The following is a 26028-nucleotide window of genomic DNA, read 5'->3' as shown; positions in this document are numbered from 1 at the left end:
CGAGGGGGTGGGCCGAACCGTATGTTCCGCATCGTCGTAATGTCGAACGCTGCGAAGTACCACACCGACGCTCCACTTTGACCACAAAAGCGAGAGGTATTTCGACCGTGACCGAAAAATCAGGGTCGGCAGCATCGCCGACCGGATATCCCCCGAGCACCGACACTCTGAGCCCGGACGAGACCAAGGTTCTCCATCGCGCCATCGGCGGATCCGCGCTCGGTAACGCCGTCGAGTGGTTCGACTACGCGGTGTACGGCTACCTGGCCGTGTACATCGCCGCCAACTTCTTCCCGTCCGAGGACGGGGGAGCAAGCCTGCTCTCCACGTTCGCCGTGCTGGCCGCGTCGTTCATCATTCGCCCCATCGGCGGCATCGTGCTCGGCCCACTCGGAGACCGCATCGGCCGCCAGAAGGTCTTGGTTCTGACCGTCTCGATGATGACGTTGGCGACGGCGACCATCGGCGTGCTGCCGACCTTCGACACCATCGGCATCGCCGCACCGCTGCTGCTGCTCGTCTGCCGATTGGTGCAGGGCTTCTCCACCGGTGGTGAATACGGCGGCGCAGCTGTGTTCATGGCCGAATACGCGCCGGACAAGCGCCGCGGATTCTTCGGATCGTTCCTCGAATTCGGCACCCTCGCAGGAACCGTGGGCGGTGCCACGCTGTGCACCCTGCTCAACGTCGCGCTCGGCGACGAAACGATGGAGGCGTGGGGCTGGCGAATCCCGTTCCTGGTGACTCTGCCGCTCGGCATCGTCGCACTGTGGTTGCGTACCCGGCTCGAGGATTCTCCCGTGTTCGCCGAGGCCAAGGAAGACGGCGGTACGGTCGAGGAAGGCGCAGGTGGGGCCATGGCCTCGCTCAAGACCACGATGACGTACTGGCAGCGGATCCTGATCCTGATGGGATTCGTGCTGCTGCTCAACATCGCCTACTACACGGTGCTGACGTTCTTGCCCTCGTATCTCAGCGACACGTTGGGGCACAGTACGACTCAGTCCAACTTCACCCTCGTGGCGATCATGATCATCATGATGGCGATCATCAACCCCATCGGTGCGCTGTCCGACCGAGTGGGCCGAAAGCCGTTGCTGCTGGCGGCCTGCATCGGGTACTTCGTGTTCAGCGTTCCGCTGTTCCTGCTGATCATCAACACCGGACTGATCGGCCAGAGCGTCGGCCTGCTCGGTCTCGGAGTGTTGCTGGTGATCATGTGCTCCTGTGTGTCGTCGACCCTGCCAGCACTGTTCCCGACTCAGGTGCGTTACGGAGCGTTCGCCATCGGGTACAACGTCTCGACGGCGCTCTTCGGCGGTACGGCTCCGCTGATCCTGACGTTCCTGATCGACCGAACCGGATCGAACCTGGTTCCGGGTTGGTACATGATGATCGCGGCTGCCATCGCCTTCGTGCCGATTCTGCTGATGCCGGAAACCGCAGGCCGCTCGTTGCGCGGAACCCAGTGCCCCGGTGACAACGACGACGAGGTGGCCGCGTCCGGCGTCGAACTCGTCGGATACAAGAAGAAGTAGTGGCACCTGTTCTCGTCGTTCTGCACGCCGGCGACCTTCCCGACGGTCTCGACTCCGTCGAGGAGGTCGCTGACGTCCGGTACGCCACCGCCGACACCCTCGGTGATGCGGTCGACGGGGCCGACGCGCTGCTGTTGTGGGACTTCTTCTCTCCCGCAGTCCGATCCGCGTGGCCCCGCTGCGGCTCGCTGAAATGGATACACATCGCCGCGGCAGGCGTCGACTCGTTGATGTTCGACGAGTTGGTCGATTCCGATGTGATCGTGACCAATTCGCGGGGCGTATTCGATCGGCCGATCGCGGAGTTCGTGCTGGCGCAGATCCTCGCGTTCGCCAAGGACTCCGAACGTTCTCGCGCACTGCAGCAATCGAAGGTCTGGCAGCATCGCGAGACCGAACGAATCGACGGTGCCCACGCGATGATCGTGGGAACAGGAGCGATCGGTCGGGCCATCGCCACCATGCTCACTGCAGTGGGGATGTCGGTCTCGGGCGTGGGGCGAACACAGCGAGAGGGTGATCGCGATTTCGGAACCGTATACGCCAGCGACGATTTGGGTTCCGTGGCAGACCGAGCCGACTATCTGGTGCTCGTCGCGCCACTCACCGAACAGACGAGGGGACTTGTCGACGACGCGGTGTTGGCCGCGATGAAGCCCGGATCCCGGGTGATCAACGTCGGCCGTGGGGAGTTGCTCGATACCGATGCACTGCTGGCACACCTCGCCACCGGGCACATCGCTGGGGCCGCACTCGATGTGTTCGACACCGAGCCGCTCTCGGCCGACCACCCGTTGTGGACGGCCGAGAACGTCATCGTCACCCCGCACATGAGCGGTGATGCCTCCGGGTGGAAGCAGCGGCTCGCGGAGTTGTTCGTGGACAACGCACTTCGGCATTTCAGAGGCGAACCGCTGCGCAACGTGGTGGACAAGAAGCTCGGGTTCGTGGTGTGAGCCCTCAGTAGGCCCGCTCGTACTGCGGTGCCACGGCCGGGAGCATCTCGACGCCGAGTTCACGAGCTGCGCGCCGCGGCCAGTACGGATCACGCAGCAGTTCGCGTGCCAGCAGTACAGCCGTTGCCTCGCCCAGCGAGACGATGTCTTCGGCCTGCTTGGGTTCGGTGATCATGCCGACCGCAGCGGCCGGCATCGTGGTCTCGTTCTGGATTCGCCGGGCGAACGGAACCTGGTAGCCGGGACCGACCGGGATCGTGGCGTGCACGTTGCCTCCGGTGGAGGTGTCGACCAGATCCACCCCGTGCTCGGTGAGTATCTGCGACAACGCGACAGTTTGATCCGACGTCCAGCTCGCAGCCTCCAATTCGGCTGGATGCTCACTGTTCTCGGGCTCGTCGAGCCAGTCCGTGGCCGACAGGCGAACGAACAGCGGCAGCTCCTCGGACCACACCTCACGCACGGCGTCGACGACCTCGATCAGCAGACGCGTGCGGCTAGCGAAATCTCCGCCGTACGAGTCGGTACGGGTGTTGCTGACGGGAGACAGAAACTGGTGCAGCAGGTATCCGTGCGCGCCGTGCACTTCGGCCACCTGGAATCCTGCTCTCAGCGCACGCTGGGCGGCGGTCCGGAAGTCGTCGACGATCTTCGCGATGTCCTCGGTCGTCGCCTCCCGCGGGCTCGCGTAGTCACCGAACGCAACCTCGCTGGGGCCGACGGTTTCCCAACTTCGGGGGTCCTCGGCGGGCAGGGACTTGCCACCCACCCAGGGCGCAGCGGTCGACGCCTTGCGCCCCGCGTGTGCCAGCTGAATGCCCGGGACGGTTCCGAAGGACGAGATCTCGGCGACGATTTTTGCCAATGCATCGGCCTGGGTGTCGTTCCAGATGCCCAGGTCCGACGGGCTGATGCGCCCCTCGGGGCTCACGGCGGCGGCTTCGGTGATGATCAGACCGGCACCGCCGATCGCCCGGCTCACCAGGTGGGTGCGGTGCCAGTCGCCCGCGACACCGACGTTGTCACCCGCCTCGTCGGCCGAGTACTGGCACATCGGTGCCATCCACACCCGGTTCGGGAAGGTGACGTTGCGCAGGGTCAGAGGCTCGAACAGCACACTCACAAGGGGTTCCTCCGGTCTTCGGGCAGCGCCGACGGTCGGTCGACGATCTTCACGCTGTGCTGCAACGACGCGGCGATGCAGCTTCATTCCCGGCCCCTATTAGTGTGTAGTTCATGACAGCTTCCGTCTCGGCCGAACCGGTGACCAGCACTGCCGACGAGCGAGAGAACGTGCACGCCGCAGCATGCCGAGCGCGCTCCGCATCGCGGGCGCTCGCGCTGCTGACGACCGCAGAGAAGGACGCGGTGCTGCACGCCGCGGCAGATGCCGTCGTCGCAGCCTCGGAGTCGGTACTCGCCGCGAACGCAGTCGACATCGAGAACGCGCGAGCGGCCGGTACCGACGAGGGTCTGCTCGACCGGCTGCGGCTGACCGCGTCGCGCATCGACGGCATCGCGGCGGGACTGCGTCAGGTGGCCGGGTTGCCCGATCCGATCGGTGAGGTCATCCGCGGTTCGACGCTGCCCAACGGGCTGGAGATCCGTCAGCTGAGAGTTCCGCTCGGGGTGGTGGGGATGGTCTACGAAGCCCGTCCCAACGTCACCGTCGACGCGTTCGGCCTCGCGTTCAAATCTGGCAACGCGGTGCTGCTCCGCGGTTCGTCGTCGGCGGCGCAGTCCAATGCGGCGTTGGTCGAGGCACTGCAGGGAGCGTTGCGCGGTCACGGTCTGCCCGAGGCCGCGGTGCAACTTCTGGGAAGCGCCGATCGTGCCACGGTCACGCACCTCATCCAGGCTCGCGGCTTGGTCGACGTGGTGATTCCGCGTGGTGGAGCCGGTCTGATCGCGGCGGTCGTGCGCGACGCCACGGTTCCGACCATCGAGACCGGCGTCGGAAACTGCCATGTCTACATCCATGCCTCTGCCGATCCGGAGACGGCCGAGAAGATCGTGCTCAACGCCAAGACCCGGCGAGTCAGCGTCTGCAACGCCGCCGAGACAGTCTTGGTCGATGCCGCGATCGCCGAGACCATGGTTCCGCGCTTGCTCCAGGCCTTCCAGATGCACAGCGTCACGGTGCACGGGGATCTGTCCGGGCTCGTGCCCGCGCACGACGAGGACTGGTCGCAGGAGTACCTCTCACTCGACATCGCGCTGAAGGTGGTGGGCGGTATCGACGAGGCGATCGACCACATCGACCGATACGGGACCGGCCACACCGAGGCGATCGTTGCTGCCGACATCGGTGCCGCGCGCGAGTTCACCCAGCGGGTCGACGCGGCGGCAGTGATGGTCAACGCCTCCACGGCGTTCACCGACGGCGAGCAGTTCGGCTTCGGGGCCGAGATCGGTATCTCGACGCAGAAGCTGCACGCGCGTGGACCCATGGGATTGCCCGAATTGACCTCGACCAAGTGGACCGTGTGGGGCGACGGACACGTCCGAGACTGACAACCCTCGAAGTACCGGCCAGACCCGATCATCAGGAGCTGTGACATGGATCGTGCCCTACCGACGACACCCCCGCTGTTCGCCAGCGTGGACGACGTCCAGAGGCGCCTGGCCGAGACGGGCTATCTGGCCGACAAGGCCACCGCAACCTCGGTGTTTCTCGCCGATCGCCTCGGCAAACCGCTGCTGATCGAAGGTCCGGCGGGAGTCGGCAAGACCGAGCTGGCCCGTGCCGTCGCGCAGACGACCGGGGCCGAACTGGTGCGGCTGCAGTGCTACGAGGGTGTCGACGAGGCTCGCGCGCTGTACGAGTGGAACCACGCCAAGCAGATTCTGCGCATCCAGTCCGGTACCGCTGCCGACTGGGACTCGACCAAGCTGGACGTGTTCTCCGAGGAGTTCCTGCTCGCGCGCCCGCTTCTGCAGGCCATTCGCCGGACCGATCCCACGGTTCTGCTCATCGACGAGACCGACAAGGCCGACGTCGAGATCGAAGGACTGCTGCTCGAGGTACTGAGCGACTTCGCGATCACCATTCCCGAACTCGGCACGATCGTGGCCGAGCGGACGCCGTTCGTGGTGCTCACCTCGAACGCCACTCGTGAACTGTCCGAGGCCCTCAAGCGTCGGTGCCTGTTCCTGCACCTGGACTTCCCGGACACCGACCTCGAGCGTCGGATTCTGGCCAGCAGGGTTCCCGACCTACCCGAGGCGATCGCCGAGCAGATGATCAAGACCGTGCGGGTTCTGCGCGCGATGCAGCTCAAGAAGTTGCCCTCGGTGGCCGAGACCATCGACTGGGGACGCACACTGTTGGCGCTCGGTATGGACACCCTCGACGACGAAGCGGTTCGCTCCACACTCGGTGTGGTACTCAAGCATCAGTCGGACCAGGTTCGCGCGGCAGCCGAACTCCGGCTCAACTGACATGCAGGCCCCACACGGAATTCCCGGTCACCTCGTCGGTTTCGTCGACGCACTGCGTCGGCGTGGAATTTCGGTCGGGCCGTCGGAGACGGTCGATGCCGGACGCGTCCTGTCGGTTCTCGATCTGCTCGATCGGGAGGCCGTGCGTGAGGGTCTGGCCTGTGCACTGCTGCGCCGTCCGACGCACCGCGGAGTGTTCGACGCCCTGTTCGACCTGTGGTTCCCGGTGGCATCGGGTACCAGGGACTCGGGGCAGATCGATACCGCCCTGCCCCGCACCGATGCCGGCGACGTCGACATCGATGCCCTCCGCGAGCTGTTGGTCGATCTGCTCTCGGACGATTCGGCCGAGGCCGCCGAGCTGACCCAGATGCTGGCGGCGCAGATGGTCGAGGAACTCGGACAGTACAAGTCCTCGAACGGGCCGTCGTTCTCGGCATATCAGGCGCTGCGCGACGTTGCGCCCGAAACGTTGCTGCGCAAGATTCTCGACGGATTGCTCGGGCGCAGCGACGACGCACCTGATCGCCCCACCGACGACTACGAGTCCGAGGTTGCCAAACGCACTGCCGCGCAACGTATCGCAGACCTGCGCAAGATGATCGAGAGCGAGACGAGGCGTCGGTCGGCAGAAAAGCTGGGCCGTGAGCGAGTGGCGAGCTACGGGGTACCCAAGCTCGCGGAGGAAGTCGATTTCCTGCGGGCCTCGGACACGGAGATGGCGGCGCTGCGACGCAACGTCACCCCTCTCGCCCGGTTGTTGGCATCGCGACTTGCGGTGCGGCGCAGCCGAAGCAGGCACGGCTCGATCGATCTGCGGCGTACGCTGCGCAAGTCGATGTCCACCGGCGGTATTCCGATCGACCTGGCCGAGCGCAAGCCGCGGCGAGCGCGCCCCGAACTGGTTGTGCTGTGCGATGTCTCGGGCTCGGTGGCAGGATTCAGTAATTTCACGCTGCTGTTGGTGCATGCGCTGCGAGAGCAGTTCTCGCGCGTGCGCATCTTCGCGTTCATCGACTCCACCGACGAGGTGACGCGATTCTTCGATTCCGGTTCCGACCTCGGAGCGGCGATGAGTCGCATCGTTCGCGAGTCCGATCTGGTGACGTACGACGGCCACTCGGACTACGGCCATGCACTGACGACGTTCGACGAGAAGTACGCGCACGCGGTCACCAGTCGCAGCTCGGTGCTGATTCTCGGGGACGCCCGCACCAACTATCGCGAACCGAAGCTGCCGGCGTTGGCGCACATCGTGTCGGTGGCCAAACATGCGTACTGGCTCAATCCCGAACCGAAATCGCAGTGGGGTTCCGGCGATTCGGCTGCCAAGGTGTACTCCGACGTGATCGCGATGCACGAGTGCCGATCGGCTCAGCAGCTCGCCACCGTGGTCTCGCGTTTGCTGCCGGTGTGAGGCGTGTGACGGCCGGCGGCACGCCGGCCGTAGAATCGGCGGTTGTGCAGCGCGAATCCGACCCCGGCGACGACACCGGTAGGCAGTCCGTCCGCCGTTTGGGCGTGATGGGCGGCACCTTCGACCCGATTCACCACGGGCACCTCGTCGCGGCCAGCGAAGTGGCGAACAAGTTCCGTCTGGACGAGGTCATCTTCGTCCCCACCGGAAACCCGTGGCAGAAGGAAGGCAAGACGGTCAGCCCGGCAGAGGATCGCTACCTGATGACGGTCATCGCGACCGCGTCCAATCCGCGTTTCTCGGTCAGTCGGGTGGACGTCGATCGGGAGAAGTCGACCTACACCGTCGACACCCTGCGCGATCTGCGGTCGCAGCATCCCAACGCCGAGCTGTACTTCATCACCGGGGCGGATGCGCTCGAGTCGATACTCACGTGGCAGAACTGGGAGGAGTTGTTCGAGCTCGCCAAGTTCGTCGGTGTCTCGCGTCCCGGGTTCGAGCTCGGCGTCGAACATCTCGCCAATCACCTTCGGTCGTTGCCCGCGGACACTCTCACATTGATGGAAATCCCTGCACTCGCGATATCGTCGACGGACTGTCGACTTCGAGCCGGTGAGAATCGGCCCGTCTGGTACCTGGTACCGGACGGCGTCGTGCAATACATCTCGAAGAGGAATCTCTACAGACCACGAGGCGCTCAGCGTCTCGACGGATCCGTCACCATGTCGGAACCAGCGCCCCAGAAGAAGCAACCGGCAGGGTCGGTCACCAGCGCAATGACCGCGAACCCGAGCCATACGAGTGGGAGTACACCGAAGTGACTGCAACAGCCGAAGCCGCCGAGATGGCGCGTATCGCCGCGCTCGCAGCCGACGACAAACTGGCCGGCGACGTGGTGATTCTCGACGTCTCCGATCAGCTCTACATCACCGATTGCTTCGTCATCGCCTCGGCACCGAACGAGCGTCAGGTCAACGCGATCGTGGAGAACATCGAGGATCAGCTGCGTGAGGCCGGACACAAGCCGGTCCGTCGCGAGGGCACCAGGGAAGGCCGTTGGGCACTGCTGGACTACTCCGACATCGTCGTGCACGTCCAGCACAACGAAGAGCGCAACTTCTACGCGCTCGAGCGGTTGTGGAAGGACTGCCCGACCATCGAGGTTCCCGGTCTCGGACAGCATCCGGCTCCGGAATCGGAGCAATGATCAGACGGCTCATCCTGCTTCGGCACGGTCAGACGGAATACAACGCCACCGACCGCATGCAGGGTCAGCTCGACACCGATCTGTCCGAACTCGGCCGCAGCCAGGCGAAGACGGCCGCCGCCGAGCTCGCGACGCGTGAGCCGATCAAGATCGTCTCCTCGGATCTGCGGCGAGCTCTCGACACCGCGAACGCGCTCGGAGATGCAGCCGGGGTGGCGGTGTCGGTGGACGAGCGTCTGCGCGAAACTCACCTCGGTCAGTGGCAGGGACTCACCCACACCGAGGTCGACGACATCGCCCCCGGTGCGCGACCGGCCTGGCGCGCCGACGCCACCGTCGCCCCGCCCGGTGGGGAGAGCCGCATCGACGTCGCCCGACGCAGCGTGCCGCTGGTTCGTGAACTCGCCGCAGGCGTGCCCGAGTGGGGTGCCGACGGCAACGAGCGACCGCTCGTCCTCGTCGCGCACGGAGGTCTGATCGCGGCCCTGACCGCCGCGCTGCTCGATCTGCCGACCGATCGCTGGCCGGTGCTCGGTGGCCTCGCGAACACCAGCTGGGTGCAACTCGGTGCGCACGGGCCCGGGGAGAATCCGTCCTGGCGACTGGACGTGTGGAACGCCTCGGCGCGAGTGGCCAGTGACGTCCTCTGACACGGCGGCGCAGCCCGCGCTGCTCGTGCTCGCGGACTCGCTGAGCTACTACGGACCCGAGGGCGGACTGCCCGTCGACGATCCGCGGCTCTGGCCCAATCTCGTTGCAGCGGAACTCGGTTGGACGGTCGAGTTGGTTGCGCGCATCGGCTGGACGAGTCGGGACGCGTGGTGGGCTCTGACCCAGGATCCGCGGGTGTGGGCAGCCATTCCCCGTGCCGGTGCCGTCGTACTCGGAATCGGCGGCATGGATTCACTCCCGTCGCCGTTGCCGACTGCGCTCCGGGAACAGATCAGATACGTCCGACCGCCTGCCCTTCGGCGCGTGGTTCGCGCGGGATACCAAGCGGTGCAACCTGTTCTGTCGCATCTCGGTTGGCCCGTGGCGCTGCCGCCGCGGCTCAGCGTCGAGTATCTGGAACAGACCCGCGCGGCACTGGCGTACGTGCGCCCCGAACTTCCGGTCATCGGTACCTATCCGTCGGTGCACCGCTGCGATGCTTACGGCAAGGTGCACTCGGGTCGCGAACCCGCCGTACGCGCACTGCGCGCATGGAGCGTGGACAACAACGTCCCCATGGTCGACCTCGCCGACGCCGTCCGACCGAACATCGAGTCCGAGAACGCGAACCCCGACGGCATCCACTGGGGGTGGGACGCTCATGTCGCGGTCGCCGAGGCGATGCTGGAGGTGCTGCGACCCGTCGCCGCCGGATCGGTGACCGGATCGCCATGACCGTCGCCGTCGTCACCGACTCCTCGTCCTGTCTGCCGGCCACACTCGCCGCCGAACGCGGCATCGCGTTGGTGCCACTGCACGTGCTGGTCGACGGAATCGACCATCGCGAAGGCGTCGACGACATTCCCGAGCAGTCCACCTCGGGCAAGCCCGTGACCACAGCGGGGGCTTCCCCGGGCGAGCTGACCGAGATCTATGCCGCGGCTCTCGAACGCAGTCGAGGTGCCGGTGTTGTGGCCCTGCACATCTCCCGGGGACTGTCGAGCACGTGGGAGGCAGCACGCCAGGCCGCAGATCACGTGGGCTCGGCCGTCCGAGTCGTCGATTCCGCCTCGGCGGGCATGGGACTGGGCTTCGCGGTGCTTGCTGCGGCAGCCACTGCCGCCGGGGGAGCAGAACTGGACGAGGTGTACCGCGACGCCGTCGCCGCGTCGACGACCTCGCGATGCTTCATCGTCGTCGATCGACTGGACCACCTGCGACGTGGAGGCAGAATCGGTGCCGCCGCGGCGTTGCTGGGCACTGCGCTGGCCATGAAGCCGGTACTGCACATCAGCGACGGCAAACTCGTGCTGAAGGAGAAGGCGCGGACCTCGTCCAAGGCATTGAACAAGCTGGTCGACGCCGCCGTCGCTGCCGCGACCGAGGTCGGTGACGAATCGGGGGTTGCGCTCGCGGTGCACCACATGCAGTGCCCGGAGCGAGCCGAGGACGTAGCCGCGATGCTGGCCTCCCGAATTCCGCACTCGACCAGCATCGACGTCTACCCCTTCGGTGCCGTTCTCGGTGCTCACGTCGGCCCCGGCGCGGTCGGTGTCGTCGTGGCTCCGGGACGCCGATAACCGGGCCCGGCCCTCGGTTCATCCACAGCCTCCGGGTTGTACACAGGGCAATCGGCGACCTGTAATCACCGGGGAGTGAACCGATCGCGGGCACTAGCGTCCTCGAGCATGGGCGGCAACGACGATCGGGCACACACGGTGGCGCGATTGAACTCCGTGCGCAGACAACACGATTCCGACCGCGATCGCGTCGCGCCCGAGGAGCCGCGAGCTGACGCCGGATCCACCGACCCGGATTGGCTGCTGCCGCAAGCGGAACGATCAGGCACCCCGTGGTCGGCCTTGCTGCCGTCGCGATGGCGATCCGCCCGCGTCGACCCCGGGAAACCGGGGGCGGTGGCGATGGCGGCGGCCGGAGTCTTCGTCGTGCTGGTGGCGGGATTCGCGGTGCTTCGAGACACGCCGACTCCGGCACCTGCGCCGCCGCTCGCCGTGGTCGCGACCGGCACGGCTGATGCCGACGGCACGGTGGATGCCGACGACGTGGTCGATCCAGTGCCGAGCGCCGACGCCGAACTCGTGGTGAGCGTCGTCGGGCTCGTGACGAGCCCCGGATTGGTTCGGCTGCAACCGGGTTCGCGAGTCGCCGACGCGCTGGCTGCGGCAGGCGGCGCAGTGGAGGGTGCCGACCTGCTGGCGCTGAACATGGCCGCGCGAGTCGCCGACGGTGATCAGATCGTCGTCGGAGCAGTGCCGCCGGATGCCCCTCCACCGGTCAGCAGTACGACTTCCGGGATCGGCACACCGGCAGACGGTAGTAGCGGCGCACCGGTCGGTGGCGGAGGTTCCACGCCCGGCGGGACGGTGGACCTCAACGCCGCGACCGTCGCAGAGCTGGACGCGTTGCCCGGGGTCGGGCCGGTCACCGCGACTTCGATCGTCGGTTGGCGAGAGACCAACGGCCGCTTCGCAACCGTGGATCAGCTGTCCGAGGTGGACGGGATCGGGCCCGGCCGACTGGCGAAGATCCGAGACCTGGTGCACGTCGGATGAACACCGATACCGCGTCGACCGGTGCGGAGCAGACCGAGGATCGTCAGCCATTCGATGTGCGACTGGTCCCGGCCGCTGCGGTGTGCTGGTCGATCACCGCGATCGGAATTCTCGGAGGCCCGGGTGCTGCTCTCGCTGCTACCGCGTCGGCGGGTGCGGTGGTGCTGCTCGTCGCAGTATCCCTGCACCGGTTGTCGATTCGGCGCGCCTTGCCTGGTTCGAGTCGGTTCGGTGCGGCCGCGGTGATCGGGCTGGCGCTGTGCTTCGGGGGAGCGATCTGGCTTCAGATGAGTTCGTTGGCCAAACATCCTGTCGCTGCGGCGGCGGAGAACCGAGCGTGGGTCACCGCGTCGGTGCGGTTGGAGGAGGACCCACGCCGGCTGTTGTCGGCGGGGCCCTCGATGGTGATGGTGAACGCCGAGATGACTCGCGTGGACGTCGGCGGTGAGGCTCTGTACGTCGGTGGGCGGGTGTCGATCATCGCTCCGGAGTCGAGTTGGTCGGCATTGCTGCCGGGCCAGGAGGTCACCGTGCGGGGCCGGCTCGCTGTGCCGATCAGACCGGACATGAGTGTGGCCGTCATCCGCACGTCGGGTGCGCCCGTCACCGTGACCGAGCCCGGGGCGATCTCCGCTACCGCGGGTACGTTCCGGTCGAATCTGGCAGCGGTAGCGCAGAATTCGATGCCACCGGATCGTGCAGGTCTGTTACCCGGGCTCGTGGTCGGAGACGTCTCGCGGCTGGACGAGACGGTGGCCGAGAACTTCCGGGCGGCAGGCCTGACGCATTTGACGGCTGTGTCCGGCGCAAATTTTTCCATCGTGATCGGCGCGGTTCTGTTGGTGTTGCGGGGTATCGGAATCGGGCCCCGTGCGACGGTCGCGGTGGCGTTCGTCGTGCTCGTTGCGTTCGTGATCGTGGCCAGGCCGTCGCCGAGTGTGTTGCGTGCCGCAATCATGGGGTCGATCGGCCTGCTGGCCCTCGTCACCGGCAGACGACGGCAGGCGGTACCGGCGCTGTGCGGAGCCGTGTTGGGTTTGCTCGCGTGGTGGCCGAGATTGGCGGTGGATGTCGGATTCGTGCTGTCGGTGTTCGCCACCGCAGGGCTCGTGCTCGTCGCGCCGATCTGGGTCGATTGGCTTCGGGCGCGCGGCTGGCCCAGAGCGGCAGCGGAGGTGGTGGCCGTAGCCGCGGCGGCGCACGCGGTGACGGCACCGGTGGTTGCGGCCATGGCCGGAACGTTCAGCGTGGTGGGAGTGGCGGCGAATGTGTTGGTGGCACCTGTCGTCGCTCCGATCACGGTGGTGGGGATCGTCACAGCGGTGATCGCTGCCGTCAGCGGCTCGCTGGCGGAACTGGTCGCGCAGCTGGCGTCCGCTCCGCTGTGGTGGTTGATCACGGTGGCGGAGCGGGCCGCGTCGGTGCCGGGCGCGGGCATCGTCGTCCCCGACGGCGTCGAGGGTGCAGCACTGGCGGCGTTCTCGACGGTCGCGGTGCTGACGGCGTTGCGTTTGACCGTGTTTCGTTGGCTGGCCGCGGCGGTGGCGATAACGGCCTTGGCGATGTGGACGGCACACGTTCTGTGGTGATCGCTCGGACGAAGCGGATGCCGAGTGTGTCGGCCGCGCATGGCACGATCATGGTCGTGACTTCGAGTGTGGCTCCTCTGCATCTGGTTCTCGGCGACGAGGAACTTCTGATGGATCGCGCGGTAGCCGCGATCGTGGCTCAGGTGCGTGCGAGTGCTGCGATACCGGGGGAGGACCTGCCGGTCACGCGGTTGCGCACCGGCGATGCCAGCGCTCCGGAGCTCGCCGAACTGCTCAGTCCCTCGCTGTTCGCCGAGGACCGTGTTCTCGTGCTCGAGGCCGCCGCCGAGGCAGGCAAGGACGCCGCCGCGCTGGTGCTCGACGCGGCTACCGATCCGCCCGAGGGTGCTGTGGTGGTGGTCATGCACTCCGGCGGCGGCCGGGCCAAGGCGATGGTCGGAGCGCTGCAGAAATGCGGCGCACAGGTGCACGAGTGCGCCAAGCTCACCAAGCCCGCCGAACGCATCGACTTCGTGCGCGGAGAGTTCCGTACCGCCGATGTCCGGGTGAGCGGCGACGTGATCGAGGCGGTGGTCGAGTCCGTCGGCAACGAGCTTCGCGAATTGGCTTCGGCCTGTTCGCAGTTGGTCTCCGATACCGGGGGCAAGGTCGACCTCGCCGCGGTGCGTCGGTACTACTCCGGCAAGGCCGAGGTCTCCGGATTCGACGTCGCGGACAAAGCGGTGATCGGTGACCGAGCCGGCGCTCTGGAGGCTCTGCGCTGGGCGATGCACCGGGGCGTGGCGCACGTGCTGCTCGCCGACGCGTTGGCCGATGCCGTCCGCACCATTGCGCTGGTGGGTTCGGCGGGTCGCGGCGACCCGTTCCGAATGGCAGGGGAGCTGGGGATGCCGCCGTGGAAGATCAAGAAGGCGCAGGGTCAGGCGCGCGGCTGGAACGGTCGATCCATCGCCCAGGCGCTGCGCGTGGTGGCGCAGCTCAATGCAGACGTCAAAGGTCAAGCAGCGGACGCGGACTACGCGGTGGAGAAAGCGGTGGCCGAGGTCGCATCACTGGGTGGGTAGCGTCGGCAGAGAGCACGAAAAAGCCCGCTGCATCCTGGTCGGATGCGGCGGGCTCGATCGAGCTCAGTGATGGATCAGAGCTTGTTGACTGCGAGAGCCAGTGCCGACTTCTTGTTGGCGGCCTGGTTCTTGTGGATGACGCCCTTGCTGGCGGCCTTGTCGAGCTTGCGGCCTGCATCGAGAAGAATCTCGGAAGCCTTGTCCTTGTCGCCCGCAGCCTGTGCCTCGCGGAACGAGCGGATGACGGTACGAAGCGAGGACTTCACCGACTGGTTGCGCAGGCGTGCACGCTCGTTGGTGAGAATCCGCTTCTTCTGGGACTTGATATTGGCCACGCGTAAAATCCTTGTCGTCTTCGTCGGTATTCCGGTCAGGGCGATCCATGATGGAATGCCCGAAGTCTGCTGCTGAGCTTTGGAGCCCTGCGCCGAAGATCGAGAATACCAGTACGGTCGGCCAGAACCCAATCCGGAGTGGGGTGACGATGCGTTTCAAGAAATTAACGCTTCTACCGCGCCTAACTCCTGTCTCTGTAGCAACATGGCCAGAATGAGTCCGCGATCGGCAACGCATGCCGCCACCAAGGCCAAAGCGACCAGAACCAAGACAGCGGATCGCGTCGAACCCGAGCTCGACGGGGTGTTCGGGGGATACTCCGACGTCGGTAAGTACAGTCTCGCCTTCGACGAGATGTTCGACGCGGACGGGCGCACCCGAACTCCGTACAAGGGCATCCATACTGCACTCGCCCCGGCGAACGCAGTGGACCTGGACGCGAGATCCGACGCGCTGGGACGCGCCTTCATCGACCAGGGCATCACGTTCTCCCTGTCGGGCCAGGAACGCCCGTTCCCGCTCGACCAGGTTCCCCGCGTCATCGCCGCAGGTGAATGGTCACGACTCGAGCGCGGCATCAAGCAGCGCGTCAAAGCCCTCGAGATGTTCCTGGCCGACATCTACGGCGACCAGGAAATCCTACGCGACGGCGTGGTACCGAAGCGGCTGGTGACCTCCTGCGAGCACTTCCACCGCGAAGCGGTCGGCATCACACCGCCCAACGGTGTGCGCATCCACGTCGCCGGCATCGACCTGGTTCGTGACGCCCAGGGCACCTTCCGAGTGCTCGAGGACAACCTGCGGTCGCCGTCGGGCGTGTCCTACGTCATGGAGAACCGGCGCACGATGGCCCGGGTGTTCCCCGACCTGTTCGCCAGCCACCGCGTCCGCGCCGTCGGCGATTACGCCTCGCACCTGCTCCGAGCACTGCGCGCATCGGCCGCCCTCAACGAGGCCGATCCGACCGTGGTGGTTCTCACTCCCGGCGTGGCCAACTCGGCGTACTTCGAGCACTCGCTGCTCGCGCGACTGATGGGCGTCGAGCTCGTCGAAGGACGGGACCTGTTCTGCCGAGACAACATCGTCTACATGCGCACCACCGAGGGGGAGCGTCAGGTCGACGTCATCTACCGGCGTATCGACGACGACTACCTCGACCCCATGCAGTTCCGGCCCGACTCGGTGCTCGGAGTGGCAGGTCTGGTCAACGCCGCCCGCGCAGGCAACGTCGTCATCTCGAGTGCCGTCGGAAACGGCGTCGGCGACGACAAGCTCGTCTACACCTATGTTCCGACGATCATCGACTACTACATGGGCGAGAAGCCGTTGCTGGCCAACGTCGACACGTTCCGGTGCTGGCTCGACGACGAGTGCGAGGAAGTCCTCGACCGCATCGACGAACTGGTCATCAAGCCGGTGGAAGGTTCGGGCGGCTACGGCATCGTCTTCGGACCCGACGCCTCGCCGAAGGAACTCGCCACCATCAGCAAGAAGGTTCGCGCAGATCCGCGTGGTTGGATCGCCCAACCCGTCGTGCAGCTCTCGACGGTGCCGACCAAGATCGGTGATCGATTGGTACCCCGCCACGTCGACCTGCGGCCGTTCGCCGTCAACGACGGCGACGACGTCTGGGTGTTGCCGGGCGGCCTGACCCGGGTCGCGCTGCCGGAGGGATCCCTGGTGGTCAACTCCAGCCAGGGCGGTGGCAGCAAGGACACCTGGGTGCTCGCCACCCGAACCTCTCAGGAGGAGCAGGAACTTGCCGGCGAGGAGATCGTCAGCGTTCCGCCGGAGTCACCGATGGCCGAACAAGGTCCGGAGCTGACGATGGACCAGCAGATGAATCAGCAGCAACAGCAACAGCAGCAACAACAGCAGGCAACGAACTCGGACTCGAACGGCGGTGGACAGTAAATGCTCGCGCGCAACGCAGAGTCGCTCTACTGGATCGGACGGTACGTGGAGAGAGCGGACGACACTGCCCGCATTCTCGATGTCACCGTCCACCAGCTACTCGAAGACGCCACGGTCGATCCCGACCACACTTCGCGAGTGTTGTTGCGAGTACTCGGGTTCAAGCACGAGCCCGATGTCTCGCTCGACGTGTGGTCTCTGACCGAGGTCGTCGCCTTCAGCCGCGACGGATTGGGTTCGATCGTGGACTCGCTGTCGAGTGCCCGTGAGAACGCCCGTGGCGCGCGTGAAGTGACGTCCAGTGAGATGTGGGAATGCTTGAACACCACGTACAACGGGCTGAACGAGCGCATCAAGGCGTCCAAGCGCACCGGCCCGGCCGAGTTCTTCAGCTACATCGAGGAGCGTGCCGCGATGTTCGCCGGTCTGGCGGACTCCACCCTCAGCCACGACGACGGCTATCGCTTCCTCCTGCTCGGTCGCTCGGTCGAGCGCATCGACATGATCGTTCGGTTGTTGCTCTCGCGAGCCGGTGACCGGCCGTCGTCGCCGGCGTGGGTCACCGTGCTTCGCTCCGCCGGTGCACACGACACCTACCTGCGCACCTACCGCGGCGCGCTCGACGCGCAGCGAGTTCTCGAATTCATGTTGTTGGACAGGCTCTTTCCGCGATCGGTGTTCTACGCCCTCAACGAGGCAGAACGTTCGCTCGATCAGCTCGACCATCAGCCCAACAGTCGAGTCGGTGCGCGCGCCGAGGCTCAGCGCCTACTCGGTCGCGCTCGTAGCGAACTCGAATTCCTCCGTCCCGGTGAAATTCTCGACGATCTGCAGGAGCGCTTGCTCTCGCTGCAGGAAACCTGCCGTGAACTCGGTGATGCGATCTCCAAGCAGTATTTCCACGCCGCCCCGTGGGTCGCGTGGACCGATGCCGGCTCCGGAACATTCGAAGATCAATTGGAAGGTGAACTGTGAGCTGGCGTATGCGTGTCGTGCACACCACGGGCTATCAGTACGACGCACCGGTGACGTCGTCGTACAACGAGGCTCGGTTGACGCCGCGAAGTGACAATCGGCAGAACGTGATTCTGAACCGAGTCGAGACCAACCCGGTGACGCGTTCCTACCGCTACACCGACTACTGGGGCACAGCGGTGACGGCGTTCGATCTGCACGCTCCGCACACCGAGCTGGAGGTCACCGGATCGTCGGTGGTCGAGACCGATCCCTTCGTCTACCCGGACGAGAACGCCTCCTGGGAGGAACTCGCGAGCGAGCAGGTCATCGACCGCTTCAACGAGGTCCTCGACAACACCGAATACGTGCCGAAGAACAGGCAACTCGCGTCGGTGGCGAAGAAGCTGTCGAAGGGGCTACCGCCGCAGGAATCGGTGGTGGAGATCTCCAACTGGGTCAACCAGGAGATGTCCTATGTGCCGGGAACCACCGGCGTGCACACCTCGGCCGTGGAAGCGTGGTCGGAGAAGAAGGGCGTCTGCCAGGACTACGCCCACCTGACACTGCTGATGCTGCGCAGCGTCGGGATCCCCAGCCGGTACGTCTCGGGTTACCTGCATCCCAAGAAGCAGGCCGCGATCGGTGCGACGGTGGAGGGCCAGAGCCACGCGTGGATCGAGGCCTGGACCGGTGCGTGGTGGGGCTACGACCCGACCAACGCCATCGCCGTCAACGAGCAGCACGTGTCGGTCGGACTCGGCCGCGACTACGCCGACGTGCCGCCGCTCAAGGGCATCTTCTCCGGCGGCGGTTCGACGGCCCTCGACGTGGTCGTGGAGATCACCCGGTTGGCGTGAGCCAGATGCGCGTTGTGCGCCCTTTCATGGGCGCACAACGCGCACACATCAGTTCCAGCCGAAGTCGCGGCGCAATCTGTTTGCCACGGAATCGAATTGGGGCTTGCTCAGAATCGCACCCTCGCGTCGGATGCCGTCCTCGGGCACGTCGAGTACTCGATCCAGACGAATCCAGCTCGGTCGGCCTTCGGCGTCCCACGGACCGGACCCGATCGACTGCCAGTCACGGTCTCCGTCGCGGCTGCTCTGACTCGACAACATCAGGCCGAGCAGATCGTTGCCCTCGCGGCCGATGACCAACACCGGGCGGTCCTTGCCCTGGCTGGCGTCCTCCTCGTAGGTGACCCAGGTCCAGACGATTTCGCCGGGGTCGGCCTTGCCGTCCAGGTCGGGGGAGTACTCGATGGTGCGGGCGCGTTGCGCCGTGGGCCTGGTCTGCGACGCCACCGGTCGCCCCGGACGAGGAGTCGGAGCAGACGTGCGTGTGGCCGTCCCGCTGATCGCGTCCTTGCCCTTCTGCAGGGCTCCGGACTTCTGTAATTGACGCAGCAGTCGGGGACCCTCGCGCATCGCGATCTTGCTCAGTTCCTTGCCGAATCTGCTCCAGTTGCCAGCCATGCGGCGAGTGTAGCGATGCAGACTCTGCTGCTCATCGCCCGAACCGCGGCGACGAGAACACCCGAGTCGGACAGCCGGGGACGGCGCACCGTTCTCGGCGTGGGACGATAGGGAAACCCGTTCGCTCATTTCGAACACGCCAGCCGAAGGATACGAGTGCCCAGCTTCGCCGACACGACGTTCACCGATCCGTCCAGGATCAGGAACTTCTGCATCATCGCCCACATCGACCACGGTAAGTCGACGCTGGCCGACCGGATGTTGCAGCTCACGGGCGTCGTCGACGACCGGTCGATGCGCGCTCAGTACCTGGACCGGATGGATATCGAGCGCGAGCGTGGCATCACCATCAAGGCGCAGAACGTCCGGCTCCCGTGGGTCGTCGACGGCGAGGAATTCGTGCTGCACCTCATCGACACGCCCGGCCACGTCGACTTCACCTACGAGGTATCGCGCGCCCTCGAGGCCTGCGAAGGTGCAGTGCTGCTCGTCGACGCCGCGCAGGGCATCGAGGCGCAGACGCTCGCGAACCTGTACCTCGCTCTCGACAAAGAGCTCACCATCATCCCGGTGCTGAACAAGATCGACCTGCCCGCCGCCGACCCGGACCGCTACGCCGCCGAGATCGCCCATATCATCGGGTGCGAGGCCGACGACGTGCTCCGCGTGTCCGGTAAGACGGGTGTGGGCGTCGAGGAACTTCTCAACGAGGTCGTCAAGCTGGTTCCGGCCCCGGTCGGCAACCCGGACGGGCCTGCCCGCGCGATGATCTTCGACTCGGTCTACGACACCTACCGCGGCGTCGTCACCTACGTTCGCGTGGTCGACGGTGCGCTGAATCCGCGCGAGAAGGTCACGATGATGTCGACCGGCTCGACGCACGAGCTGCTCGAGGTCGGGATCGTCTCACCCGATCCGAAGGCGACCAAGGGCCTGGGCGTCGGCGAAGTGGGGTACCTCATCACCGGCGTGAAGGACGTCCGCCAGTCGAAGGTCGGCGATACCGTCACCACCTTCCGCAAGGGTGCGACCGAGCCGCTCACCGGTTACCGCGAGCCCCGTCCGATGGTGTACTCGGGCCTCTATCCGCTCGACGGTTCGGATTACCCCGACCTGCGTGACGCTCTCGAGAAGCTGCAGCTCAACGACGCGGCACTGACGTACGAGCCGGAGACATCGGTGGCTCTCGGCTTCGGTTTTCGCTGCGGCTTCCTCGGTCTGCTGCACATGGAGATCACCCGCGAGCGGCTCGAGCGAGAGTTCAACCTGGACCTGATCTCGACGTCGCCGAACGTGGTCTACCGCGTCGAGATGGAAGACGGTGCCGAGCACATCGTCACCAATCCGTCGTACTGGCCCGAGGGCAAAGCGCGCGAAGTGTTCGAGCCGATGGTCAAGTGCACCATCATCTCGCCGAGCGAGTTCATCGGTTCCATCATGGAACTGTGCCAGGGACGACGCGGAGAACTCGGGGGCATGGACTATCTGTCCGAGACCCGCGTCGAGCTGCGGTACACCATTCCCATGGCCGAGATCATCTTCGACTTCTTCGACATCCTGAAGTCCCGAACACGCGGATACGCCAGCCTCGACTACGAGGAGATCGGCGAGCAGGCCGGTGCGCTGGTCAAGGTCGACATCCTGCTGCAGGGTGAGGCCGTCGATGCGTTCTCGGCGATCGTGCACAAGGACGCTGCTGCGGCCTACGGCAACAAGATGACGACCAAGCTCAAGGAACTGATCCCGCGCCAGCAGTTCGAGGTGCCGATCCAGGCCGCCATCGGATCTCGCATCATCGCCCGCGAGAACATCCGCGCGATCCGCAAGGACGTGCTGGCCAAGTGCTACGGCGGCGACATCAGCCGTAAGCGCAAGCTGCTCGAGAAGCAGAAAGAGGGCAAGAAGCGGATGAAGACGATCGGCCGCGTCGAGGTGCCACAGGAAGCCTTTGTCGCCGCACTGTCCTCGGAATCCTCGTCGGACAAGCCCAAGAAGTAACCTCACACCCTTTCTGTCGACTGCACGCCCCTACTCGCATCGGAGCCGGGGCGCGCAGTTGTCAGTGAGGGCGCGCGGTCCCCACCACATCCAGCCGCACATGGCGGGCGAGTACATTTCGAACCTGTGACGACGCCGATTCTGAAGCAGCTGCGTGTTCCCGTTGTCGGTGCGCCGATGGCAGGCGGCCCGAGTACTCCCGAACTCGCCCGTGCGGTGTCGGAGGCAGGTGGGCTGGGCATGATCGCCGGTGCGCTGTTGACACCCGAAGCCTTTGCGGCGCAGATCGATTCGGTGCGCGATCTGCTGTTCGGTGTCAATCTCTTTCTGCCGGAGGAGCCATCGGGTGCGGATGTGGCGTCCTATGCCGAGCACCTGACGTCCTGGTTCGAGCGTTTCGATGCGGAGCCGGGAGAGTTGGTGCGCCGGGACGACTTCTACGCCGAGAAGTTCGCCTGGCTGCTGGCACACCCGGTACCGCTGGTATCGAGTACGTTCGCGACGTTCGACGCGGACGAGGTCGCCCAGTTGCACGCCGTGGGAACCGAGGTGTGGGCCACCGTCGCCACCGCGTCGGACGCATCGGTGGCCACCGCGAACGGGGTGGACGCGCTCGTGGTGCAGGGACCCGAAGCGGGCGGGCACCGAGGCACGTTCGACGGGTCGGCCCCGGACGAACCACTGACCGAACTGCTGATCGCAGTGCGCGAGACATCCGACCTACCGCGAATCGCTGCAGGTGGATTGATGGACGGCAACGACATTGCGCCACTGCTCGATTCGGGTCTTGCGCACGCGGCTCAGCTCGGTACGGCGTTGCTGAACACACCCGAGGCCGGCACCAAACCCGTACACCGTGAGCAACTGACGCTTGCTCCCGACACTGCGGTGACCAGGGCATTCTCCGGCCGCCCTGCGCGGGGTCTGGTGAACGAGTTCATGCGCGAGAATTCCGATGTCGCACCGCTGGCGTACCCCGATCTGCACTACTTGACGGCGCCGATGCGCGCGAAGGCCGCAGCGGCGGGAGACCCGTCGGGACTGTCGATGTGGGCAGGCACCGGTCATCGCCGGGCACAGGCGAAGCCCGCGGCCGAGCTGATCGCCGAATGGGCGAGGCAACTCGGCCGCTGAGCCCTCCCTCTCAGGGGTTGGAGTGGGCGGGCTGGAAGTGCCCTGCCACCTGAGCTTCCTCGGCGCGGATGACGTGCACCACCGCGTTGATGAGTGCGAGGTGGGTGAATGCCTGCGGGAAGTTACCGAGGTGACGGCCGGTGCGGTGGTCGATCTCCTCGGCGTAGAGCTTGAGTGGGCTCGCGTACCCCAACAGACGCTCGCAGAGGTGCTTGGCGCGAGGGAGCTCACCGATCTCGACCAGCGCCGACACGAGCCAGAAGGAGCAGATCGTGAACGTACCTTCCTCACCCGCCAGACCGTCGTCGGTGGTGTCGGTTCGGTAGCGCAGGACCAGGCCGTCCTCGGTCAGCTCGTCGGCAATGGCGAGCACTGTCGCGCGGATGCGTTCGTCCTCGGCAGGCAGGAATCGAAGCAGCGGTGCGAGCAGCAGTGACGCATCCAGCGACGGGTCACCGTAGCGCTGAGTGAGGACACCCCGAGAATCGGTGCCGTTCTCGAGAATGTCCGCCTTGATCTCGTCGGCGATCTCGTTCCACTTGGCCGAATACTCCTTCTCGCCGTGGATGTCGGCGAGCTTGGCCCCGCGGTCGAGTGCGACCCAACACATGAGCTTCGAGGAGGTGAAGTGCTGCGGTTCACCGCGCACCTCCCAGATGCCGCGATCGGGCTTGCGCCAGTTGGCGATCGCCTCCTCCACCTGTCGTTTGAGCAGGGGCCACAGGAATTCGGGGACGTGCTCGCGCGACTTGACGTGCAGATACACCGAGTCGAGCATCGTGCCCCAGATGTCGTGCTGCTCTTGATCGTAGGCTCCGTTGCCGATACGTACCGGACGTGCGCCGTCGTATCCGGACAGGTGCGGCAGCTCGCTCTCGTCGAGTGTCTTCTCGCCGCCGATGCCGTACATGACCTGGAGCGGATTGACCTCGCCGTTCGCGGTTGTCGCCACATCGGACATGAACGCGAAGAAGTCGTTGGCCTCACGGTCGAGTCCGAGTGTGTAGAGGCCCCACAGTGCGAACGTCGAGTCGCGTACCCACGTGTAGCGGTAGTCCCAGTTCCGTTCTCCACCCGGTGTTTCCGGAAGCGAGGTGGTCGACGCCGCCAGCAGCGCGCCGGTGGGGGCGTAGGTCAGTCCCTTGAGCGTCAGGGCACTGCGCTGCAGGTAGCCCCGCCACGGGTGATCGGGGAATCGGCCGATCGTGATCCACTGCCGCCAGCATTCGGACGTGCGCCACATCTTGTCCGCGGCCTCCTCGAACGTCTGCGGCGCAGGCAGATCCGACCACGACAGAGCGACGAACACGTTGTCGCCCTCCGTCATTCGAGTGCGGGCGCGGGCTTCACGTCCTTCGATGCCGATGCGGAGATTGGTGGTCAGCTTCAATGTGGGCTGATCGCCGCCCGCACTGGCCTCGCAGGTGGCGGTGGTCTCCTCGTACACCTTGCCGGTGTACTCCCACTTCGCCGGCGCGCGGTGGTAGTCGAAGGCGGGCTCGCAGCTCATCTCGAGTTCGACTGTGCCGCTGACGCACTTGATGGTGCGCAGCAGGATGTGTTCGGCGTCCCAGTCGCTCGGTGCGCGCTTGTGAGTGCGAGAGCGTTGATCGGTGTTGTGCCACGGTCCCATGACGAGTGCGTCGCGGACGATGAGCCAACCGGTCTCGGTCTGCCACGTCGTCTCGACGATCAGGCCACCGGGCAGATACCGCCGTGCCGCGGGGACCGATTGACCGTACGGCCCGACACGGAAATGGCCTGCGCTGCGATCGAGAACCGCGCCGAAGATGCTGGGGGAGTCCGGCCGAGGCACGCACATCCACTCGACCGATCCGTTTCGAGCGATCAAGCAGGTCGTCTCGCAGTCCGAGAGGAACGCATAGTCGTCGATCGGCGGAAAGGCGCTCCGGTAGGACGTCAGGGTGGACACCGGTGCGTCGGTGCTGCCCAACGCTCCCTGGACCTCGACCCCGCCCAAACCTGGATGCCCCGACCCCATGGCGGGCTCGTCGGCCACCGGGGGCACTGGCGAAAGATCTTCGTATGCCGTCATGGCGTAATCATCGACCGATAGATGGCATGCGTCCACTGCTGGTCGTCGATCGGCGTGGCGTGAGAGCGGAACGAGCTGGTTTAAGCTGCGAGGGTGGAATCGATCGCACGCTGGTGGGACGGCGTCGAACTGTGGGTGACGGGTTTGCCGTTCGTGCCGCAGTCGGTAGTCGTGCTGCTGGTCATCGCGCCTACCGCGTTCCTGCTGGCACGAGTGTTCGATCGTGTGCTCGCGGTGGTTCTGCACGTGCTCGGGCGTGATGCACGGGCGGCTCGCGATGCGGAGCCGACGGGTGCGGCCACCACTACGACGAAGGATGGACAGTAATGCCACGGTCTCGGGTCACGTTGGCGCTCATCGCGCTGCTGGTGCTGGTTGTCATCGCCTGGTTGCTCACTAGATAGCCGATTAGAGTCGGTCCGGAACCTCTGCTAGATTTCTGACCGTGTCTTCTGCCGCCGAGTATCGCGTCCGCCATCAGTTGGCGTTGATCGCTGTCGGCATGCTGGCAGTCGCCGATATCGACTGTTGTTGATTCCTTCCTTCGTCGAATCGGTTCCGTCGATCCGTTGCCCACGCGCCTACTTCTCGGGGCCGGGCGGTTCACGACGTACTTTCTGCCGCCCTCGGTGATCTCGCGATGACTCGCGGCCACGGTGGTGCACCGGTTCGACTTCGGGAATGTCGACCATGCCCAGTTCGTACTCATTGCACACTGTCACGAAAGGCCTTTTCTCGATGAGGCACAGCTCTCGCTACCTGCTGACCACGTTCGCGGCTGTGGGAACCCTTCTGCTCACCGCATGCAACGGCGGATCCAGTGACGTCGTCGGCGGTGAGCCGGACACCGCGAGCGGCCCCGCACTGACCCTCGTGGGTTACGCCGTCCCCAAGAATGGTTGGGACGCAATCGGTCCCGCCTTCGCTGCAACCGAGGACGGTGACGGAACGGCGATCAACGCGGACTACGGCGCATCGGGCAACCAGTCGCGCAAGGTGGCCGACGGCGCACCCGCCGATATCGTCAACTTCTCGGTCGAGCCCGACATCACCCGTCTGGTGCAGGCTGGCAAGGTCGACGAGGACTGGAACCAGAATGCCTACGCCGGAGTGCCGTTCGGCTCCGTGGTGACGATCGTCGTGCGCGAAGGCAACCCCAAGAACATCCGTACCTGGGACGATTTGGTCAAGCCCGACGTTCAGGTCATCAGCCCCAGCCCGCTCAGTTCGGGTTCGGCCAAGTGGAACCTGCTCGCCCCCTACGCGGCGAAGAGCAACGGCGGACAGGACAAGCAGGCCGGTCTCGACTTCGTTCGCACCCTCGTTGCCGATCACTTCCCGGTTCAGCCCGAATCCGGCCGCGCCGCAACCGAAGCCTTTCTGCAGGGCCAGGGTGATGCGTTGCTCAGCTACGAGAACGAAGCACTCCTGATCGAGGAACAGGGGCAGAGCGTGGAGCACGTCGACGTTCCCGTCACGTTCCGCATAGACAATCCCGTGGCAGTGATCAACGACAGCGCCAATCTCGATCGCGCCAATGCGCTGAACGATTTCGTCTACACCGACGAGGGGCAGAAGATCTGGGCAGAGGCCGGCTTTCGCCCGACGAACCCGGACATCGCGTCGGAGTACTCCGACAAGTTCTTCACCCCCGAAAAGCTCTACACCATCGACGATCTCGGTGGCTGGACGCAGGTCGACGCGGACCTGTTCGGAGACAACGGTGCCATCGCCACGATCTACCAAGACAGCACCAGGTAG

General features: G+C 65.6%; 25 protein-coding genes. 21 read left to right on the top strand and 4 right to left on the bottom strand.

Annotated elements, in window-relative coordinates; genetic code table 11:
- The first annotated feature begins 107 nt into the window (after nucleotides 1–107).
- Nucleotides 108–1538: an MFS transporter gene (locus tag CH283_RS16225; protein ID WP_231911481.1), complete on the top strand. Its 1431-nt coding sequence runs from the start codon at nucleotides 108–110 to the stop codon at nucleotides 1536–1538.
- Complete coding sequence (locus CH283_RS16220; RefSeq protein WP_094640209.1) at nucleotides 1538–2494, top strand: D-2-hydroxyacid dehydrogenase; 957 nt, start codon at nucleotides 1538–1540, stop codon at nucleotides 2492–2494. The genes CH283_RS16225 and CH283_RS16220 overlap by 1 nt, the downstream gene beginning before the upstream one ends.
- 4 nt (nucleotides 2495–2498) lie before the next feature.
- On the opposite strand, the gene CH283_RS16215 is transcribed toward CH283_RS16220, so the two are convergent.
- On the bottom strand, nucleotides 2499–3617 hold the full coding sequence (locus CH283_RS16215) for an NADH:flavin oxidoreductase/NADH oxidase (RefSeq protein ID WP_176460275.1): 1119 nt from the start codon (nucleotides 3615–3617) through the stop codon (nucleotides 2499–2501).
- A 113-nt stretch (nucleotides 3618–3730) separates the two neighbouring features.
- Between CH283_RS16215 and CH283_RS16210 the strand changes: the two genes are divergently transcribed.
- The 11 genes from CH283_RS16210 (at nucleotide 3731) to holA (ending at nucleotide 14397) form a co-directional block, all read left to right on the top strand.
- Complete coding sequence (locus CH283_RS16210) at nucleotides 3731–5008, top strand: glutamate-5-semialdehyde dehydrogenase (RefSeq protein ID WP_094640208.1); 1278 nt, start codon at nucleotides 3731–3733, stop codon at nucleotides 5006–5008.
- Nucleotides 5009–5053: 45 nt separating this feature from the next.
- On the top strand, nucleotides 5054–5935 hold the full coding sequence (locus CH283_RS16205; protein WP_068052415.1) for an AAA family ATPase: 882 nt from the start codon (nucleotides 5054–5056) through the stop codon (nucleotides 5933–5935).
- 1 nt (nucleotide 5936) lies between these two features.
- On the top strand, nucleotides 5937–7352 hold the full coding sequence (locus tag CH283_RS16200) for a vWA domain-containing protein (protein ID WP_094640207.1): 1416 nt from the start codon (nucleotides 5937–5939) through the stop codon (nucleotides 7350–7352).
- A gap of 107 nt (nucleotides 7353–7459) precedes the next feature.
- On the top strand, nucleotides 7460–8173 hold the full coding sequence (nadD, locus tag CH283_RS16195) for a nicotinate-nucleotide adenylyltransferase (RefSeq protein ID WP_068052425.1): 714 nt from the start codon (nucleotides 7460–7462) through the stop codon (nucleotides 8171–8173).
- Nucleotides 8170–8559: a ribosome silencing factor gene (gene rsfS, locus CH283_RS16190; RefSeq protein ID WP_032394567.1), complete on the top strand. Its 390-nt coding sequence runs from the start codon at nucleotides 8170–8172 to the stop codon at nucleotides 8557–8559. The genes nadD and rsfS overlap by 4 nt, the downstream gene beginning before the upstream one ends.
- Nucleotides 8556–9209, top strand: a complete 654-nt coding sequence (locus CH283_RS16185) for a histidine phosphatase family protein (protein ID WP_094640206.1) — start codon at nucleotides 8556–8558, stop codon at nucleotides 9207–9209. The genes rsfS and CH283_RS16185 overlap by 4 nt, the downstream gene beginning before the upstream one ends.
- Complete coding sequence (gene octT / locus CH283_RS16180; protein WP_068052408.1) at nucleotides 9196–9945, top strand: diglucosylglycerate octanoyltransferase; 750 nt, start codon at nucleotides 9196–9198, stop codon at nucleotides 9943–9945. The genes CH283_RS16185 and octT overlap by 14 nt, the downstream gene beginning before the upstream one ends.
- Complete coding sequence (locus CH283_RS16175) at nucleotides 9942–10790, top strand: DegV family protein (RefSeq protein ID WP_094640205.1); 849 nt, start codon at nucleotides 9942–9944, stop codon at nucleotides 10788–10790. The genes octT and CH283_RS16175 overlap by 4 nt, the downstream gene beginning before the upstream one ends.
- 108 nt (nucleotides 10791–10898) lie before the next feature.
- Complete coding sequence (locus CH283_RS16170) at nucleotides 10899–11783, top strand: ComEA family DNA-binding protein (RefSeq protein ID WP_094640204.1); 885 nt, start codon at nucleotides 10899–10901, stop codon at nucleotides 11781–11783.
- Nucleotides 11780–13372 carry a ComEC/Rec2 family competence protein gene (locus CH283_RS16165; protein WP_094640203.1) on the top strand — a complete coding sequence of 531 codons (1593 nt, stop codon included), beginning with the start codon at nucleotides 11780–11782 and terminating at the stop codon, nucleotides 13370–13372. The genes CH283_RS16170 and CH283_RS16165 overlap by 4 nt, the downstream gene beginning before the upstream one ends.
- Before the next feature lie 50 nt (nucleotides 13373–13422).
- Entirely contained in the window at nucleotides 13423–14397 is a 975-nt protein-coding gene (gene holA, locus CH283_RS16160; RefSeq protein ID WP_217901116.1) for a DNA polymerase III subunit delta, read from the top strand.
- Between the two features lie 74 nt (nucleotides 14398–14471).
- Here holA and rpsT read toward each other — a convergent pair whose 3' ends face one another.
- Nucleotides 14472–14732, bottom strand: a complete 261-nt coding sequence (gene rpsT / locus CH283_RS16155; protein WP_027497522.1) for a 30S ribosomal protein S20 — start codon at nucleotides 14730–14732, stop codon at nucleotides 14472–14474.
- 355 nt (nucleotides 14733–15087) lie between these two features.
- Between rpsT and CH283_RS16150 the strand changes: the two genes are divergently transcribed.
- The 3 genes from CH283_RS16150 to CH283_RS16140 are packed head-to-tail and all read left to right on the top strand — an operon-like array spanning nucleotide 15088 to nucleotide 18461.
- Complete coding sequence (locus CH283_RS16150) at nucleotides 15088–16647, top strand: circularly permuted type 2 ATP-grasp protein (protein WP_255183248.1); 1560 nt, start codon at nucleotides 15088–15090, stop codon at nucleotides 16645–16647.
- A complete protein-coding gene (locus CH283_RS16145; RefSeq protein WP_068052387.1) occupies nucleotides 16648–17622 on the top strand; it encodes an alpha-E domain-containing protein in 975 nt (324 codons plus the stop codon).
- Between the two features lie 8 nt (nucleotides 17623–17630).
- Nucleotides 17631–18461: a transglutaminase family protein gene (locus tag CH283_RS16140; RefSeq protein ID WP_094640202.1), complete on the top strand. Its 831-nt coding sequence runs from the start codon at nucleotides 17631–17633 to the stop codon at nucleotides 18459–18461.
- A gap of 48 nt (nucleotides 18462–18509) precedes the next feature.
- Here the strand turns inward: CH283_RS16140 and CH283_RS16135 are convergent, their stop codons facing one another.
- Nucleotides 18510–19079 (bottom strand): type II toxin-antitoxin system PemK/MazF family toxin, encoded by a 570-nt coding sequence (locus CH283_RS16135; protein ID WP_094640417.1) that lies wholly within the window; start codon nucleotides 19077–19079, stop codon nucleotides 18510–18512.
- Nucleotides 19080–19229: 150 nt separating this feature from the next.
- On the opposite strand from CH283_RS16135, the gene lepA reads away from it, so the two are divergent.
- Both lepA and CH283_RS16125 read left to right on the top strand, forming a co-directional pair.
- Nucleotides 19230–21077, top strand: coding sequence for a translation elongation factor 4 (gene lepA, locus CH283_RS16130; protein ID WP_373557645.1), 1848 nt, complete (start codon nucleotides 19230–19232; stop codon nucleotides 21075–21077).
- Between the two features lie 126 nt (nucleotides 21078–21203).
- Nucleotides 21204–22211 (top strand): nitronate monooxygenase, encoded by a 1008-nt coding sequence (locus CH283_RS16125; protein ID WP_094640200.1) that lies wholly within the window; start codon nucleotides 21204–21206, stop codon nucleotides 22209–22211.
- Nucleotides 22212–22221: 10 nt separating this feature from the next.
- On the opposite strand, the gene CH283_RS16120 is transcribed toward CH283_RS16125, so the two are convergent.
- Nucleotides 22222–24213 carry a glycoside hydrolase family 15 protein gene (locus CH283_RS16120; RefSeq protein WP_373454812.1) on the bottom strand — a complete coding sequence of 664 codons (1992 nt, stop codon included), beginning with the start codon at nucleotides 24211–24213 and terminating at the stop codon, nucleotides 22222–22224.
- 147 nt (nucleotides 24214–24360) lie between these two features.
- Here CH283_RS16120 and CH283_RS16115 point away from each other — a divergent pair, with 147 nt between their 5' ends.
- The 3 genes from CH283_RS16115 to CH283_RS16110 all read left to right on the top strand — a co-directional run bounded on the left by CH283_RS16115 (nucleotide 24361) and on the right by CH283_RS16110 (nucleotide 26028).
- Entirely contained in the window at nucleotides 24361–24594 is a 234-nt protein-coding gene (locus tag CH283_RS16115; protein WP_094640198.1) for a hypothetical protein, read from the top strand.
- A 118-nt stretch (nucleotides 24595–24712) separates the two neighbouring features.
- Complete coding sequence (locus tag CH283_RS29030; RefSeq protein WP_310180897.1) at nucleotides 24713–24802, top strand: Ms4533A family Cys-rich leader peptide; 90 nt, start codon at nucleotides 24713–24715, stop codon at nucleotides 24800–24802.
- Nucleotides 24803–25005: 203 nt separating this feature from the next.
- Entirely contained in the window at nucleotides 25006–26028 is a 1023-nt protein-coding gene (locus CH283_RS16110) for a sulfate ABC transporter substrate-binding protein (protein WP_094640416.1), read from the top strand.

The sequence above is a fragment of the Rhodococcus sp. 05-2254-2 genome, assembly GCF_002259095.1.
GTDB lineage: Bacteria > Actinomycetota > Actinomycetes > Mycobacteriales > Mycobacteriaceae > Rhodococcoides.
This window is presented reverse-complemented; position numbering and strand designations above follow the sequence as displayed.